Annotated in this window: 14 protein-coding genes; 4 read left to right on the plus strand and 10 right to left on the minus strand. The window is 68.1% G+C overall.

The genetic code is table 11. From position 1 onward, the window contains the following. Positions 1 to 101 precede the first annotated feature (101 nt). On the plus strand, positions 102 to 2,405 hold the full coding sequence (locus tag TZ53_RS08480; protein ID WP_044661023.1) for a TonB-dependent receptor: 2,304 nt from the start codon (positions 102 to 104) through the stop codon (positions 2,403 to 2,405). Here TZ53_RS08480 and TZ53_RS08485 read toward each other — a convergent pair. The 3 genes from TZ53_RS08485 to TZ53_RS08495 all read right to left on the minus strand — a co-directional run bounded on the left by TZ53_RS08485 (position 2,402) and on the right by TZ53_RS08495 (position 4,391). After that, positions 2,402 to 2,608 (minus strand): hypothetical protein, encoded by a 207-nt coding sequence (locus TZ53_RS08485; protein ID WP_044661024.1) that lies wholly within the window; start codon positions 2,606 to 2,608, stop codon positions 2,402 to 2,404. The two genes, TZ53_RS08480 and TZ53_RS08485, sit on opposite strands and share 4 nt — an antisense overlap. Positions 2,609 to 2,673: 65 nt before the next feature. Next, the gene (locus tag TZ53_RS08490) at positions 2,674 to 3,621 is read right to left on the minus strand and encodes a quinoprotein relay system zinc metallohydrolase 1 (RefSeq protein WP_044661025.1); all 948 of its coding nucleotides are present in this window, start codon (positions 3,619 to 3,621) and stop codon (positions 2,674 to 2,676) included. After that, on the minus strand, positions 3,618 to 4,391 hold the full coding sequence (locus tag TZ53_RS08495; protein WP_044661026.1) for a quinoprotein dehydrogenase-associated SoxYZ-like carrier: 774 nt from the start codon (positions 4,389 to 4,391) through the stop codon (positions 3,618 to 3,620). Before TZ53_RS08495 ends, TZ53_RS08490 begins: the two co-directional genes overlap by 4 nt. 105 nt (positions 4,392 to 4,496) lie before the next feature. On the opposite strand from TZ53_RS08495, the gene TZ53_RS08500 reads away from it, so the two are divergent. The 3 genes from TZ53_RS08500 (at position 4,497) to acs (ending at position 7,530) form a co-directional block, all read left to right on the plus strand. Beyond that, positions 4,497 to 5,039, plus strand: a complete 543-nt coding sequence (locus tag TZ53_RS08500) for a rhodanese-like domain-containing protein (RefSeq protein ID WP_044661027.1) — start codon at positions 4,497 to 4,499, stop codon at positions 5,037 to 5,039. 61 nt (positions 5,040 to 5,100) lie between these two features. Then, positions 5,101 to 5,568 (plus strand): pseudoazurin, encoded by a 468-nt coding sequence (locus TZ53_RS08505; protein WP_044661028.1) that lies wholly within the window; start codon positions 5,101 to 5,103, stop codon positions 5,566 to 5,568. Between the two features lie 9 nt (positions 5,569 to 5,577). Continuing rightward, a complete protein-coding gene (acs, locus tag TZ53_RS08510) occupies positions 5,578 to 7,530 on the plus strand; it encodes an acetate--CoA ligase (protein WP_044661029.1) in 1,953 nt (650 codons plus the stop codon). A gap of 67 nt (positions 7,531 to 7,597) precedes the next feature. Here acs and TZ53_RS08515 read toward each other — a convergent pair whose 3' ends face one another. The 7 genes from TZ53_RS08515 to TZ53_RS08545 form a co-directional block, all read right to left on the minus strand. Beyond that, positions 7,598 to 8,491 carry a pirin family protein gene (locus TZ53_RS08515; protein ID WP_044661030.1) on the minus strand — a complete coding sequence of 298 codons (894 nt, stop codon included), beginning with the start codon at positions 8,489 to 8,491 and terminating at the stop codon, positions 7,598 to 7,600. Positions 8,492 to 8,610: 119 nt separating this feature from the next. Next, entirely contained in the window at positions 8,611 to 9,681 is a 1,071-nt protein-coding gene (locus tag TZ53_RS08520) for a phosphotransferase (protein WP_044661031.1), read from the minus strand. Continuing rightward, positions 9,678 to 10,847, minus strand: a complete 1,170-nt coding sequence (locus TZ53_RS08525) for an acyl-CoA dehydrogenase family protein (RefSeq protein ID WP_044661032.1) — start codon at positions 10,845 to 10,847, stop codon at positions 9,678 to 9,680. Before TZ53_RS08525 ends, TZ53_RS08520 begins: the two co-directional genes overlap by 4 nt. Positions 10,848 to 10,863: 16 nt before the next feature. After that, on the minus strand, positions 10,864 to 11,595 hold the full coding sequence (locus TZ53_RS08530; RefSeq protein WP_044661033.1) for a glucose 1-dehydrogenase: 732 nt from the start codon (positions 11,593 to 11,595) through the stop codon (positions 10,864 to 10,866). A 19-nt stretch (positions 11,596 to 11,614) separates the two neighbouring features. Further along, positions 11,615 to 12,343, minus strand: a complete 729-nt coding sequence (locus TZ53_RS08535; protein WP_044661034.1) for an SDR family NAD(P)-dependent oxidoreductase — start codon at positions 12,341 to 12,343, stop codon at positions 11,615 to 11,617. 25 nt (positions 12,344 to 12,368) lie between these two features. Then, positions 12,369 to 12,809, minus strand: coding sequence for a nuclear transport factor 2 family protein (locus TZ53_RS08540; protein WP_044661035.1), 441 nt, complete (start codon positions 12,807 to 12,809; stop codon positions 12,369 to 12,371). Between the two features lie 25 nt (positions 12,810 to 12,834). Then, the gene (locus tag TZ53_RS08545) at positions 12,835 to 13,761 is read right to left on the minus strand and encodes a 3-keto-5-aminohexanoate cleavage protein (protein ID WP_084694404.1); all 927 of its coding nucleotides are present in this window, start codon (positions 13,759 to 13,761) and stop codon (positions 12,835 to 12,837) included.

Below are 13,761 nucleotides of genomic sequence, written 5' to 3' on the forward strand. Positions count from 1 at the left end.
AATGTCACGGGGCGGGGCCGCATCCTAACAGGGATGCGGCCCCATTTTCATGGCTGGACAATGGCCTGGCCGTTGGGGAACAAAGAAGAAGAGGCACGGGGATGAGGAAGGGCATGTGGCTGGCCGGCGCGGCATGGGCGATTCTGGCGGGGCAGGCCACCGCGCAGAACGCATGGGCGGATACCGCCGGCGCCGATGCGGACCGGCAGCCGATCGTCGTCACGGCCCCCGGCGGCGCGATCGATGCCGACGATGCGCTGCGCCTGACCGGCGCGGACATCAGCCGCGCGGGAACGCCCGATCTGCTGGGCGCGCTCACCCGGTCCATCGCCGGCGTCACCCTGCAGGACGCGCAGGGCAATCCGTGGCAGCCCAATCTGGTCTATCGCGGCTTCACCGCCTCCCCGCTGCAGGGGCAGGCGCAGGGGCTGGCGGTCTATCTCGACGGCGCGCGATTCAACCAGCCCTTTGGCGACACGGTCGCCTTCGACCTGTTGCCGGAGGCGGCGATCCGCAGCCTTACCCTGTTCGACAGCAGCGCCGTCTATGGCCTGAACGCGCTGGGCGGGGCGATGGTGATCGACACCAAGACCGGGACCAGCGATCCGGGGCTGGAGGCGAGCCTGACCGGCGGACGCTTCGGTTCGCGGGAGGCGAGCGTGGCGGGCGGGTTCCGGAAGGGCGATTTCAGCGCATTCGGCGCGTTCCAGTACAGCCATGAGGATGGCTGGCGCGACCATTCGCCCTCCACCCTCCATAATGGCTATGCCGATCTGGGTTTCGACACCGCGAGCGGCGGGCTGCATCTGAAGTGGATCGGCGCCGACACGGACCTGACGGGCAATGGCGTCGCGCCGGTCGAGTTGCTGGCGGTGGACCGGCGCGCCGTCTTCACCTGGCCGGACAATGCCAGGGCGCGCTATGGCCGGATCAGCCTGCATCCCTGGGTCGCGCTGGGGGAAGGGATGCGGATCGAGGGCACGCTCTATGCGCAACGGTTGAAGCTGCGCACGGTGAACGGCGACGCCGCCGACATAGAGGGGTGCGAAGACGGGCTGCTCTGCCTGGAGACCGTCGAGGGGGCGGACGAGGCGTTGCTGACCGATGCGGACGGCCGCACGATTGCCGATGTGCTGGGCGGCGAGGGCTATGGCGTGCTCAATCGGGGAAGGCTGGACAGCCGGGCGATGGGCGTGCTGGTCCAGATGATCGACGAGCGGCCGCTGTGGGGCGGGCGCAATCACCTTGCCATCGGCATGAGCTATGACACGAGCCGCAGCCGCTTCGGCGCCTCGACCGAACTGGCTGCGCTGACGGAGGATCGCGGCGTCGAGGGGCTGGGGCCGGCCATCGTGCAGGCGGACGGCGCGATCGGGCCGGTGGGTCTGGTCGCCCATGCCGGCTATTGGGGGCTGTTCGCGCAGGACCGGCTGCCGCTGACCGACCGGCTCTCGGCGGAGATCGGGTTGCGCTACAATCATGTGGTGATTGCGATGCGCGACCGGATCGGCACGGCGCTCAACGGCGATCATCGGTTCAGGCGGCTGAACCCCGGGCTGGAACTGGATTACCGGCTGACGGAGGGGCTGAACCTGAGGGTGGGCTATGCGGAGAGCAATCGCGCCCCGACGCCGGCCGAACTGTCCTGCGCCGACGAGAATGCGCCGTGCAGCCTCGCCAATTTCTTCATCGCCGATCCGCCATTGAAGCAGATCGTCGCCAGGAGCTGGGAAGCGGGCGCGGGCGGGCGGGGCCGATGGGGCGGGTTCCGACTGGAATGGCTGTTGTCCGCCTATCGCACGCGCAACCGCGACGACATTCAGTTTGTCGCGTCGGCGATTCGGGGGCGCGCCTGGTTCCGCAATATCGGCGCGACCCGGCGGCAGGGCGTGGAATTCACCCTGAAGGCGGTGCGCGGCGGCCTTTCGGGGGCGTTCAGCTATGCCTTCACCGATGCGACCTACCGTCATGACCTGGCGCTTTCCAGCCCCGCCAATCCGGCGGCGAACGGGGACGGGGTGATCTTTGTCCAGCCGGGGGACCGGTTGCCCGGCATTCCGCGCCACAGTGCGACGCTGTCGCTGGATTATGCCGGGCGCGGCTGGTCGGTCGGCGGCGACCTGATCGCGCGGACGGGGCAATATCTGGTGGGTGACGAGGGCAATGACCAGCCGCGGCTGAAAGGCCATGCGCTGGTCAACCTGCGCGCCGGGATCGACATGGCGCCGGGGGTGACGCTGTTCGGGGAACTGCGCAATGCGTTCGACCGCAAATATGCGACCTTCGGCACGTTCAGCGACGTCGGGGAGGTGGAGATGGCGCAGGCCCCCGATGCGTCCAATCCGCGCGCCTATGGGCCGGGCGCGCCGCGCCGTTGGTATGCGGGGGTGAAGGCGCGGTTTTAGGCCTTGATGACTGGCTGGTCGACCAGCGGTTCCGGTTGCGGCGTGGCGACGAGGCCGATCGTCATCATCTCCGCGAAGTTCGCGTCGTCATGCCATTTGCGCGCGGCGGCCAGGGCGGCGTCCTGCGCGTGGCGGGACATTTCGGCGCCCGCGCGGCGTTCCCACAATTCCGCCTGTTCCCTGAAGAATTCCGACGTGGGCATCGCATCCTCCCCCCTTTTCGACCAGCGCCCGAACGCGCGAACGGGGCGTTAGTTCCGGGGGCGGATCAGCCGGGCCGGTCGATGCGGGGCAGCAGCCGCGCCTCCAGTCCCGGATAGAGGTGGGAGACGCTGCGTTGCAGCTCATAGCGCGCCGCCGCCATGGTGGAGAAGCGCGCCGGTATCGGCAGTTCGCCCGCCTCCACCATGTCGAGGCCCGACTGCACCGCCTGCGTCAGCGCCTCGTCCAGCCAGTCGATCCAGTCGCGGGTCTGGGCAATGGCGGCCCGGCCGCTGGGATCGAACGGGCCATGGCCGGGGATCAGGCCGCCATGCGGTTCCCGCGCCAGCCGGTCGAGACTGGCGCGCCAGCCGGGGAGGTCGGCGGTCGGGGTGCTGGGCGCGCGGTCGTGGAAGACGAGGTCGCCGCCGATCAGCACGCCGCTGCGTTCGTCGAGCAGCGCCAGGTCCGCGCCGCTATGGCCTGAAAGCGCCAGCAGCCGCAGCCCTCGCCCGCCGAACTCCTCCCGTCCGGCGGCGATCGGCCGGCCCGGCAGCACCAGTTCGGTGCCGCGCATCCAGTCGTTCAGCAGCCGGTACATGGCGTCCGAATAGCCGCGCCCCTCACGCGCCAGAGCCTCTATCGTGCCGGGCAGGGCCGCGACGATCCGGGGATCGAAGGCGGCGATGCCCATGCCATGGTCGGGATGCAGATGGGTGACATAGACGCGGACCACCGGCTGGCCGGTCAGTCCCTCCGCCACCTTGCGCAGCGCCTGTCCATAGGCGAGCGACGGGCCGCAGTCGCACAGCACTGTTCCAGCGGGCGTGGCGATGATGGCGATATTGGCGATGGCGCCGCCATTGGCCGGCTCTATGGGGGCGTCCGCGCCGTGGATCATCCAGATGCCGTCCGCGACCGGGACGGGGGCAATCGCATAGCTGCGCCGCGCCTGCGCGGGCATGGCGGCCAGCGCCATGCTCCCCGCGATCAGCCTGCGCCGGGTCAGCATCATCGCGGCAGGGGCGACTGGCGCGCGACGGCCAGCGCCGCGTAATAATCGCGTCCATTGGTATCGCGGGCATCGACAGCCAGCATGTCGCCTGCCGCCGCATGGGGGATCAGGGTGATCGCCGGATCTTCCGCGACCGAGGCCCAGATTTCCATCCGGCCCAGTTCGCGACCGGCGCCGTCGCTGACGGTCAGTCGTTCCAGATGATAGGTGGGAATGGCGTCGACCAGCCCGGTGTCCATCGGGTGCCGGAAGTTGAGGCGAAGGCGGCTGGCGGCGACCGGCCCCGCGACAGGCCAGGCCTCGCCCCTGATCTCGCCCAGATGGTCCGCCCAGTCGCCCTTGACCCGGCTGACCGGGGGCGTCGAGCAGCCGCCGCCCGCCGCGTCGATCCAGCCGCCCGACACCAGCCATTCGCCGCTCGCCAGCTGCACCGCGCCGCGCACGGGGGTGCGCTGGTCCAGCTTGATGCGGGTGGCGAGATAGGCTTCGCTGTCCGTCGGGCGATAGTCGACGGCGATCGGGATCGGGTTGAGGTCCGCCATCAGGACGATGCGCCGGACGCCGGGGATGGCGCGGGCGTCGATGGCGACCGGGAAGCTGCGCTGGTTCTCCGCGATCTGGGGGAAATCGACCTTCACCCGCGGGTCGAAGCGGACCGGATCGTCGCCGAACAGCAGCTTTGCATGGGCTTCCCACATCGGCGATTCCAGCGGATCGGCGGGCGTGGATGCGTCCGCCCCCACCGCCAGCGCGAGCAGGGCCAGGGTCATGGCTGCGTAGCTTCGCCTTTTCACATCCTTCTCCCTTGGTGCAGGTCTAAAGGCCGGCGCAATGCGCTACCATTGGTCCTTGGGTCGGATGGGGAGGGAAGCGGAATGAGGAGGACGATCTGGGCCGGAGCCCTGCTGCTTTGCGCGGCGCCGGTGGCGGCGGAGCCGTTGTTCGGGCCTGACGGCTATCGGATCGCCGCCTATCGCGCCCCGGTCTCCCGCCCGCCCGCCGGGGTCGGGCGGATCGCGCCGGCCGCCGCCGCAGCCCTGCGGCCGGGCGGGGATGCGCTGTTCCTCGACGTCCTGCCGGCCGAGGGCGGGCATCGGGAGAGCGACGGGCGCTGGCGGCTGGCGGCGCAGCATGAGAGCATTCCGGGCGCTCGCTGGTTCCCCGAAGCGGGGAGGGGCGTGCCGGAGCCCGACATCGCGCTCTGGTTCGCGGCCGGCGTGCGGCGGCTGGCGGGTGGCCGGCGCGATCGCATGCTGGTCGTCTTCTGCCGGTCCGATTGCTGGATGAGCTGGAACGCGGCGCGGCGGCTGCGCGCCATGGGCTATCGCAATGTCTGGTGGCTGGCGGAGGGGACGGACGGCTGGCGCGACCTGGGGCGGCCCTTGGTTCGGGTGGCGCCGGAGGGGGGCGCGCCCTAGGACCAATGGCCCATTGCGAGGGTCCGCTGCGCTGCGTCATCACTTGCCCAAGCATGTTTGCATGGGAGAGAGAGCCTTGATCCGCATTCGCATCACCCTGGGCGGCGTTGCCGCCGCCGCGTTCCTGACGCTGGCGCCGCTTTCGGCGCAGGCGAAGGACATCGTCGTCCATATGAAGAACCAGGGCGCGGACGGCGCCATGGTGTTCGAGCCGTCCTTCGTGAAGGCGGCGGTGGGCGACACCATTCGTTTCCAGCCGACCAATCCCAGCCATAATGCCGAAACCATGGCGAACATGCTGCCGGCCGGCGCGACCCCGATGAAGGGCGCGATGAACAAGGAGGCGGTGCTGACCGTCACCAAGCCCGGCCTCTACGGCATCAAGTGCATGCCGCATTATTCGATGGGCATGGTCGCGCTGGTGCAGGTGGGCAAGGTGGCCCCGGCCGATCTCGCGGCGGCCAAGGCGGTGAAGCTGCCGCCCTTCGCCGCCAGGCGGATGACCGCCGCGCTCGCCAAAGTGAAGTGAGATCCGCCGATGCTGACCACGGCTCCCCCTGTCTATCCCGTGCCGCCGGCCTGGTCGGCGGAGGCGAAGGTCGATGCCACCGCCTATGCGGCGGGCTATCGCCGATCGCTGGATGACGCCGACGCCTATTGGCTGGAGCAGGCGCGGCGGCTGGACTGGCTGCGCGAACCCACCCGCGCCGACGAGAGCAGCTTTGCGGAAGGGGATTTCGGCATAAGCTGGTTCAGCGACGGCATGCTCAACGTGTCGGCCAATTGCGTGGACCGCCATCTGGAGACGCGCGGCGATCAGGCGGCGATCATCTGGGAACCGGACGATCCGGAGGAACCGGCGCGGCGCTTCACCTACCGGCAATTGCATGAAGAGGTGTGCCGCTTCGCCCATGTGCTGAAAGGCGCGGGCGTGGGGCGCGGCGACCGGGTGACGCTCTATCTGCCGATGATTCCGGAGGCGGCCTTCGCCATGCTCGCCTGCGCGCGGATCGGGGCGATCCATTCGGTGGTGTTCGGCGGTTTCTCGCCCGAGGCGCTGGCGGGACGGATCAGCGATTGCGACAGCCGGATCGTCATCACCGCCGATGAGGGGCGGCGGGGCGGCAGGATCGTGCCGCTGAAGCGCAATGTCGACGCGGCGGCGGCTCTGGCGCCGGGGCTGGAACGCGTGATTGTCGTCCGGGCGACGGGCGGGGACGTCGCGATGGACCCCGCGCGGGACGCCTATTATGACGAACTGGCCGCTGAGGTCTCCGCCGACTGTCCGGCAGAGGCGATGGCGGCGGAAGACCCGCTGTTCCTGCTCTACACCTCCGGATCGACGGGCAAGCCCAAGGGCGTGCTGCATTCGACCGGCGGCTATCTGCTCTGGGCGGCGATGACCTTCGACCTTGCCTTCGACCATCGGCCGGGCGAGGTCTTCTGGTCCTCCGCCGATGTCGGTTGGGTCACAGGCCACAGCTATATCGTCTATGGACCGCTCGCCAATGGCGGCACCACGCTGATGTTCGAGGGGGTGCCGAACTGGCCGACGTCCAGCCGCATCTGGGAAGTGGTCGACCGGCATCGGGTGACGACGCTCTACACCGCGCCGACGGCGCTGCGTTCGCTGATGAAGGAGGGGGACGAACATGTGACCCGCACCAGCCGCGCCTCGCTGCGGCTGATGGGCACGGTGGGGGAGCCGATCAATCCCGAAGCCTGGCGCTGGTATCATGAGGTGGTGGGCGAGGGGCGCTGCCCCATTGTCGATACCTGGTGGCAGACGGAGACGGGCGGCCACATGATCACGCCGCTGCCGGGCGCGACGGACCTGAAGCCGGGCGCGGCGACCAAGCCCTTTTTCGGGGTCGAGCCCTTGCTGGTCGACGGCAATGGCGTCGCCGTGGAGGGCGAGGGGGAAGGCAATCTCTGCATCGCGCGGAGCTGGCCGGGGCAGGCGCGGACCGTGTGGGGCGATCATGAGCGCTTCTTCCAGACCTATTTCACCACCTATCCGGGCCTGTACTTCACCGGCGACGGCTGCCGGCGCGACGCGGACGGGGACTATTGGATCACGGGGCGCGTCGACGACGTGATCAACGTGTCGGGCCATCGCATGGGCACGGCGGAGGTGGAAAGCGCGCTGGTGCTGCACGAGGCGGTGGCGGAGGCGGCGGTGGTGGGCTTCCCGCACGACATAAAGGGACAGGGCATCTACGCCTATGTGACGCTGAACAGCGGCGAGGAAGCGACCGACGAACTGCGTCAGGCGCTGGTGAAATGGGTGCGCAGCGAGATCGGGCCGATCGCGACGCCCGACGTGATCCAGTTTGCCCCCGGCCTGCCCAAGACCCGTTCGGGCAAGATCATGCGCCGCATCCTGCGCAAGATCGCGGAGGGCGAGGTGTCGCCCCAGGCGCTGGGGGACATATCGACGCTGGCCGAGCCGGCCATTGTGGAGGAATTGATCCGGAACCGGGCCCGGTGATGCTTTCGGCCCCTGGGTCTCATCGAAACCCGCAGCCTTGGCGGGTTCCGATCGTCTGGAAATCGCTCTAGCGGAAGACCGGCACGCTTCCCGATGCCGTCCTTGCAGGGCCCTCCTGCCTCAGCCGCTGGGCGATCTCCGTGATCCGCCCTTCGCCCTCCGCAAGGGCGGCGGCTGTCGTGTGCACCGAATAGGAACCGAGGTGAAGCGGATGGGGATGCGGCCGTGCGGACCCCAGGACGAAGGTCGCGCCCGCATCGCCCGCCTGGAGCGTGATCGCCTCCTCTCCCGGCTCGAACAGCGCCATCTCGCCCTGCGCTATCGGGGCGGAGCCGGAAAGACCGCCCTTCGCCACCGCCACCCAGGCGACCGAATGGCCGGAGGGCGGTGCGTAGGTCCAGCTCTCCCCGGCTTGCAGGCGGACCAGCAGATAGGTGATCCCGTCAGGCGCGCGGACCGGGCTCTGCGCGCCCGCGTGCCGGCCAAGGATCACATAAGCGGGGCCGGCCATGGGCATATGGTCCGCCTCTATATATTGGCTGTCGACCGGTCCGTTCTCCAGTTCGGGGGGCAGGGCGATCCAGAGCTGGAAGCCCTGCATCAGCGCCGAGCGTCCGGCGGACAGTTCCTTCCCGTGCCAGACGCCGCCGCCCGCGCGCATCCATTCCACGCCGCCGAAGGCCAGCGTGCCGGTGCCCGCCTGCGGATCGTCATAGGTCACATCCCCTTCGGTGAAGACGGTGACGGTCGCGATGCCCGAATGGGGATGCAGCGGCATGGCGGCGGAAAGCTGCCGCATGTCGCCTGCAAACAGGTCGAGGAACACGAAGGGCTTCAGATAGCGGCCCAGATCGGACGGGCTCATCAGCCGGACGATCGAACCATGTCCGCTGCCGCGCGTGCGATGAACGACCGGGCGGGGGGCCGCCGTGCCGGCTGTCATTCCATGAAGGGTTGCCATGATGCTTCCTGTTCCTGCTCCGCAGCGGTCGAGACGATCATTTATGGTGGTGGGAATCGGGATGCCAGGCCCATTTCCTCAAAGCATCGTTGCCATATCCGGAACGATCGCCCGGCGCGTCACGCTGGCGCCGCCCTTTCCGCCTGCATCCAGGCGAGTTCGGCCAGTTCCGGGAACGCCTTCGCCCGTTCGCGCGCCTGGGCCGAGGCGGCGGTGCCGCGCAGCGCCCTGCCCTTGATGCCGTGGAAGATCGCCGCCAGCCGGAAGAAGTTGAAGGCGACGTGGAAATCATAGTCGGGAATCGCCTCCCGACCGGTCCGGCGGCAATAGGAGGCCACATACTCCGCCTCGGTGGGAATGTTGAGCGCGGCGATATCCATGCCGCCCAGTCCCGCGACGATGTGGGGCGGCATCCGGTACATCATCGCATGATAGGCGAAGTCCGCGAGCGGATGGCCGAGCGTCGACAATTCCCAGTCGAGCACCGCCAGGACGCGGGGTTCGGTGGGGTGGAAGATCATATTGTCGCAACGGAAGTCGCCATGGACGATCGACGTCTGGTCGTCCGGCGGAATATGCGCCGGCAGCCATTTGACCAGCCGGTCCATGTTCCGGTCCCGCCCGGCATCGGCATCCTCCAGATATTGTCTGGACCAGCGGTCGATCTGACGCTGGAAATAATTGCCGGGGCGGCCATAGTCGGCCAGTCCGATCGCTGCATAATCCAGGCTGTGCAGTCGGGCCAGCGTCTCGTTCATCGCATCGAAATAGGCCGGGCGGTCATGGCTGGCGACCTGCGGGAAGCTGGCGTTCCAGAATATCCGCCCCTCGACCATGTCCATGACATAGAAGGGGGTGCCGATGACCCCTTCGTCGACGCAGAGGGCATGGACATGGGCGACCGGAAATCCCGCCGATCCCAGCGCGGACAGCACGCGCGCCTCCCGCTCGACGGCATGCGCGCCCTTGACCAGCCGGCCCGGCGGCTTGCGGCGCAGCACATAGTGGCGACCCGGCGTGACGAGCTTGTAGGTGGGATTGCTCTGCCCGCCCCTGAACTGTTCGACGCGGAGCGGTCCCGAATAGCCGTCGACATGATCCGCCATCCATCGCGCCAGACCGGCTTCATCGAACCGGTGCGCATCCCGAACGGCGACGGTGCCGGCGTTTTCCGCCTCACCGGTGCTCATGGCACGTCCCCCGGATGGGCGCGCCCGATGGCCTTGGCGAGCGACCATTTGTGCACCTCCGTAGGTCCGTCATAGATGCGGAAGGCCCGGATTTCGCGGAATATCTGCTCTACCACCGTGTCGCCGCTCACCCCGGTCCCGCCCATGACCTGCACGCAGCGGTCCGCGATCCGCCACAGCGCTTCGGAAACCGCCACCTTCGTCATCGAGCTTTCGATGATGCCGGGCGCGCCGGAGTCCAATATGCCCGCGCACCAGTCGATCATCAGTTCCGACTGTTTCAGGTCGATCAGATTGTCCGCCAGCATGAAGCCCACGCCCTCATGGTCGATCAGCGGCTTGCCGAAGGCCTGTCGCTTGACGGCATAGCCGCGGGCGATGTCGTGCGCGCGCCTCGCGCTGCCCCACCAGCGCATGCAATGGGTGAGGCGCGCGGGCGCCAGACGCACCTGCGCGTAGCGGAAGCCCTGATCGACCTCCCCGAGTATCCGGGTCGCGGGCACCCGCACGCCGTCGAGCCGCACGACGGCATGGCCGCCGGGCATGGTCCCATCGATGGTGTCGAGCAGCCGCTCGACGGTGATGCCGGGGCTGTCCATGTCGACAAGGAACATGGTGGCCGACTCCCCCGTGCGCGCCATGACGATCGAGAAGGCAGCGCCCTGCGCGCCTGTCGCGAAGCTCTTGCGCCCGTCGATGATCCAATGGTCGCCATCGGGGCGCGCCACGGTCCTGAGCATCGAGGGGTCGGAACCGGCCCCATCCTCGTCCGCCGGTTCGGTCATCAGGAAGGCCGACCGCGTCGTCCCGGCGGCAAGCGGCCGGAGGAAGCGGTCGATCTGCGCCGGGGTGGCCACGCGGGCGAGCAGGTGCATATTGCCCTCGTCCGGAGCCGCCAGGTTCATCGCCAGCGGGCCGAGCGGCGAATAGCCGGCCGACCGGAACAGCCGCGCCGTCGCGGCATGGTCCAGCCCCTGGCCCCCCAGTTCCGGCGGCAGATGGGGGGCGATGAGGCCAGCATGGCGCGCCAGCGCCCGCAAATCCTCGACCAGCGCGTCCGAAGGGCCGTGACCGCCGATCCGGGGGTCGGTTTCGAAGGGGATCACCACGTCGCGGATGAAGGCGTCCGTTCGCGCGAGCAGTTCGTCGAGTCCGTCCAATGTCATTGATGTAGCAGCCCCGTTACTGCGCAAGATAGCCGCCATCGATCACCAGTTCGGCGCCGGTCATGAAGCTGGATTCGTCGCTGGCGAGGAACAGCACGCCATTGGCCAGTTCGATCGGCTGGCCCATGCGGCCGAGCGGCGTCGCCGCCACCACCCCGGCGCTGGTTTCCTCCGCCTGATCCTCCAGCACCATGGGGGTGGCGATGATGCCGGGATGGATGGAGTTCACCCGCACATTGTCCGGCGCATAGGTGACGGCGGCATGTTTGGTCAGGTGCCGGACGGCCGCCTTGGACGCATGATAGGCAGCCGCGCCGGGGACCGCCGCGATCCCCCAGATCGACGAGAAATTGACGATCGACCCCGCCCTTTTGGCGCGCATCCCCGGCAGCACGGCGCGCATGCCCAGGAAGACGCCGGTCTGGTTGACCGCGATCACCCGGTCCCAGTCGGCCAGATTCTCGTCGGCAAGCGGCAGTTGCGACCCGCCGATGCCCGCATTGTTGACGAGGATGTCGACGGCGCCATGACGCGCCACGATGCCCTCCACCAGCTCCGCCCATTGCCCTTCGTTCGCGACGTCCATGATGGAAAAGCGGATCGCCGGATCGTCATGGGGCGCGTCGGGCGGGTTGACGTCGGTGACATGAACCTGCGCGCCCTCGCGGGCGAAGAGTTCCGCGGTGGCGCGGCCGATGCCGCGGCCCCCGCCGGTGATGATGGCAACCTTGCCCTGCAACCGTCCCATATGATGTCCTTTCGATCCTTCAGCCGATTCCGCCGTCGACGGTGATTTCCGCGCCGGTGACGTAGCTCGCCTCGTCGGAGGCGAGGAACAGCACCAGCCGGGCCACCTCGTCGGTGGTTCCGATGCGCTTCATGGGGATCATGTCCTCATAGAATTTCAGCCGTTCGGGCGTGTTCTCGCCCAGCATCGGCGTGTCGATGATGCCGGGATGGATCGAATTGACGCGGATGCCGAGCGGCGCGAGTTCCGACGCCGCCAGCTTGCTCATGCCGCGCACGGCCCATTTGCTGGTCGCATAGGCGAAGATGCCGGGAACATTGCCCAGGCCCGCGCCCGACGAGATGTTGACGATGGCGCCGCCGCCGGTCTTCGCCATCGCCTCCGCGGCGGCGCGCATCCCCAGGAAGACGCTGAGCTGGTTGACGCGATAATGCAGGTCCCACAGCGCGGCGTCCGTTTCCAGCAAGGGCGCGGGCTTGTAGACGCCCGCATTGTTGACCAGAATGTCGATCTTCCCGAAGCGCTCCTCCGCCTCGCGCACGACCCGCGCCCAATCGGCCTGTTCCGCCACGTCATGGCGAACGAAATGGCCGTTGGGGCCCAGTTCGGCGGCGACCGCCGCTCCGGCTTCGTTGAGGTCGGTGACGACCACCTTCGCGCCTTCCGCCGCGAACAGCCGCGCCTCCGCCGCGCCCTGGCCGCTTGCCGCGCCCGTGATCAGGGCGACCTTGCCTTGCAGCCTGCTCATGCGAACCTCTCCTCCTTCATGGCGATCACCAGCGCCGGTCCCTGCCCCATAGGAACCGCGCCTCGTCCCGGCTGGTGTAATCGGGGTCGAGATAGATGTGCATGCGGGCGATCAGCACGCCGCGAAATTCGAAGACGCTGCAAAAGCGCCCGCCCGGCGTCGTGCCGCCTTCCCATGTCGCGCCTTCCTTGTCTTCGCCGCGGGTTGTCCCTTCGACCACCACGCTGTCGCCGCTCTCGATGAAGCGCAGCCCGTCAATATCGTGCCCGAACGCCTTGAACGAACCCACAAGGCCGGCGGCGAAGGCCATGAAGTCATCGCGGCCCCGGCCGATGCCGAATTTGGGAAAGAAAAATTCGAAATCGTCCGTGAACCCGTCGAGCATGTCGGGCCGGCCCGCGTCGCCCCGCCGGAAATAGTCGATCACCGCCATGATGCGGGGCGAATGGTCCTGCTGCTCGGCCATGGGCTCTCCCTCCCTGTCGATTGCTCTAGAAGGTGACATTGTCGCCGCCCTTCAGCGCCAGTATCTCACGCGTCTCCGCCGGTGTCGCCACCTCCAGTGACAAGGGCTCCAGGATCGATCGGATCAGCCGCACCTGTTCGGCATTGGACCGGGCGAGCCGTCCCTTGCCCGCATAGAGCGAATCCTCCAGCCCGACGCGGACGTTCGCGCCGTTGATCGCGCCCATGGTCACGAAGGGGATCTGGTGCTTGCCCGCCGCCATGACCGACCAGCGATAATCGTCCCCGAACAGCTTGTCCGCAATGCGCCTGGCGTGGAGCAGATTTTCCGTGTCCGCGCCGGTGCCGCCCAGCAGGCCGAAGATGGATTGCACGAACAGCGGCGGCGTCACCAGCTTGCGGTCCAGAAAATGGGCTAGCGTGTAGAGATGGGCGGTGTCGTAGCATTCGAACTCGAACTTGGTGCCATGACCCTTGCCCAGCCGCTCCAGGATCAGCTCTATATCCCTGAAGGTGTTCTTGAAGATCCAGTCGCGCGAAGCCTCCAGATGCGCCGCTTCCCAGTCATGTTGGAAGCTCTTGTAACGGTCCAGCATGGGATACATGCCGAAATTCATCGACCCCATGTTGAGCGAGCAAAGCTCCGGCGATGCGCGCAGCGGCGCGGCGAGCCGCTCGTCGAGCGACATGCCCTGGCCGCCGCCCGTCGTGATGTTGACCACGGCGTCGGTCGCCTGCTTGATGCGCGGCAGGAACTGCATGAACATATCGGGATCGGGCGTCGGCCTGCCCGTTTCCGGGTCCCGCGCATGAAGATGGAGGACGGAAGCGCCCGCCTCGGCCGCCTCGATCGCCTGTTGCGCGATCTCGTCGGGCGTCACCGGCAGATGGGGGGACATGGTGGGGGTGTGGACGGCGCCGGTCAGGGCGCAACTGATGATGACCTTCGACAC

Origin of the sequence: Sphingobium sp. YBL2 (assembly GCF_000943805.1) — a bacterium.
GTDB lineage: Bacteria > Pseudomonadota > Alphaproteobacteria > Sphingomonadales > Sphingomonadaceae > Sphingobium > Sphingobium fuliginis.

What these genes read in the sequence shown, in the direction of transcription:
- TZ53_RS08480 (WP_044661023.1), top strand. Translation starts at nt 102, where the DNA reads ATGAGGAAGGGCATGTGGCTGGCCGGCGCGGCATGGGCGATTCTGGCG.
- TZ53_RS08485 (WP_044661024.1), bottom strand. Translation starts at nt 2,608, where the DNA reads ATGCCCACGTCGGAATTCTTCAGGGAACAGGCGGAATTGTGGGAACGC.
- TZ53_RS08490 (WP_044661025.1), bottom strand. Translation starts at nt 3,621, where the DNA reads ATGATGCTGACCCGGCGCAGGCTGATCGCGGGGAGCATGGCGCTGGCC.
- TZ53_RS08495 (WP_044661026.1), bottom strand. Translation starts at nt 4,391, where the DNA reads ATGACCCTGGCCCTGCTCGCGCTGGCGGTGGGGGCGGACGCATCCACG.
- TZ53_RS08500 (WP_044661027.1), top strand. Translation starts at nt 4,497, where the DNA reads ATGAGGAGGACGATCTGGGCCGGAGCCCTGCTGCTTTGCGCGGCGCCG.
- TZ53_RS08505 (WP_044661028.1), top strand. Translation starts at nt 5,101, where the DNA reads ATGGGAGAGAGAGCCTTGATCCGCATTCGCATCACCCTGGGCGGCGTT.
- acs (WP_044661029.1), top strand. Translation starts at nt 5,578, where the DNA reads ATGCTGACCACGGCTCCCCCTGTCTATCCCGTGCCGCCGGCCTGGTCG.
- TZ53_RS08515 (WP_044661030.1), bottom strand. Translation starts at nt 8,491, where the DNA reads ATGGCAACCCTTCATGGAATGACAGCCGGCACGGCGGCCCCCCGCCCG.
- TZ53_RS08520 (WP_044661031.1), bottom strand. Translation starts at nt 9,681, where the DNA reads ATGAGCACCGGTGAGGCGGAAAACGCCGGCACCGTCGCCGTTCGGGAT.
- TZ53_RS08525 (WP_044661032.1), bottom strand. Translation starts at nt 10,847, where the DNA reads ATGACATTGGACGGACTCGACGAACTGCTCGCGCGAACGGACGCCTTC.
- TZ53_RS08530 (WP_044661033.1), bottom strand. Translation starts at nt 11,595, where the DNA reads ATGGGACGGTTGCAGGGCAAGGTTGCCATCATCACCGGCGGGGGCCGC.
- TZ53_RS08535 (WP_044661034.1), bottom strand. Translation starts at nt 12,343, where the DNA reads ATGAGCAGGCTGCAAGGCAAGGTCGCCCTGATCACGGGCGCGGCAAGC.
- TZ53_RS08540 (WP_044661035.1), bottom strand. Translation starts at nt 12,809, where the DNA reads ATGGCCGAGCAGCAGGACCATTCGCCCCGCATCATGGCGGTGATCGAC.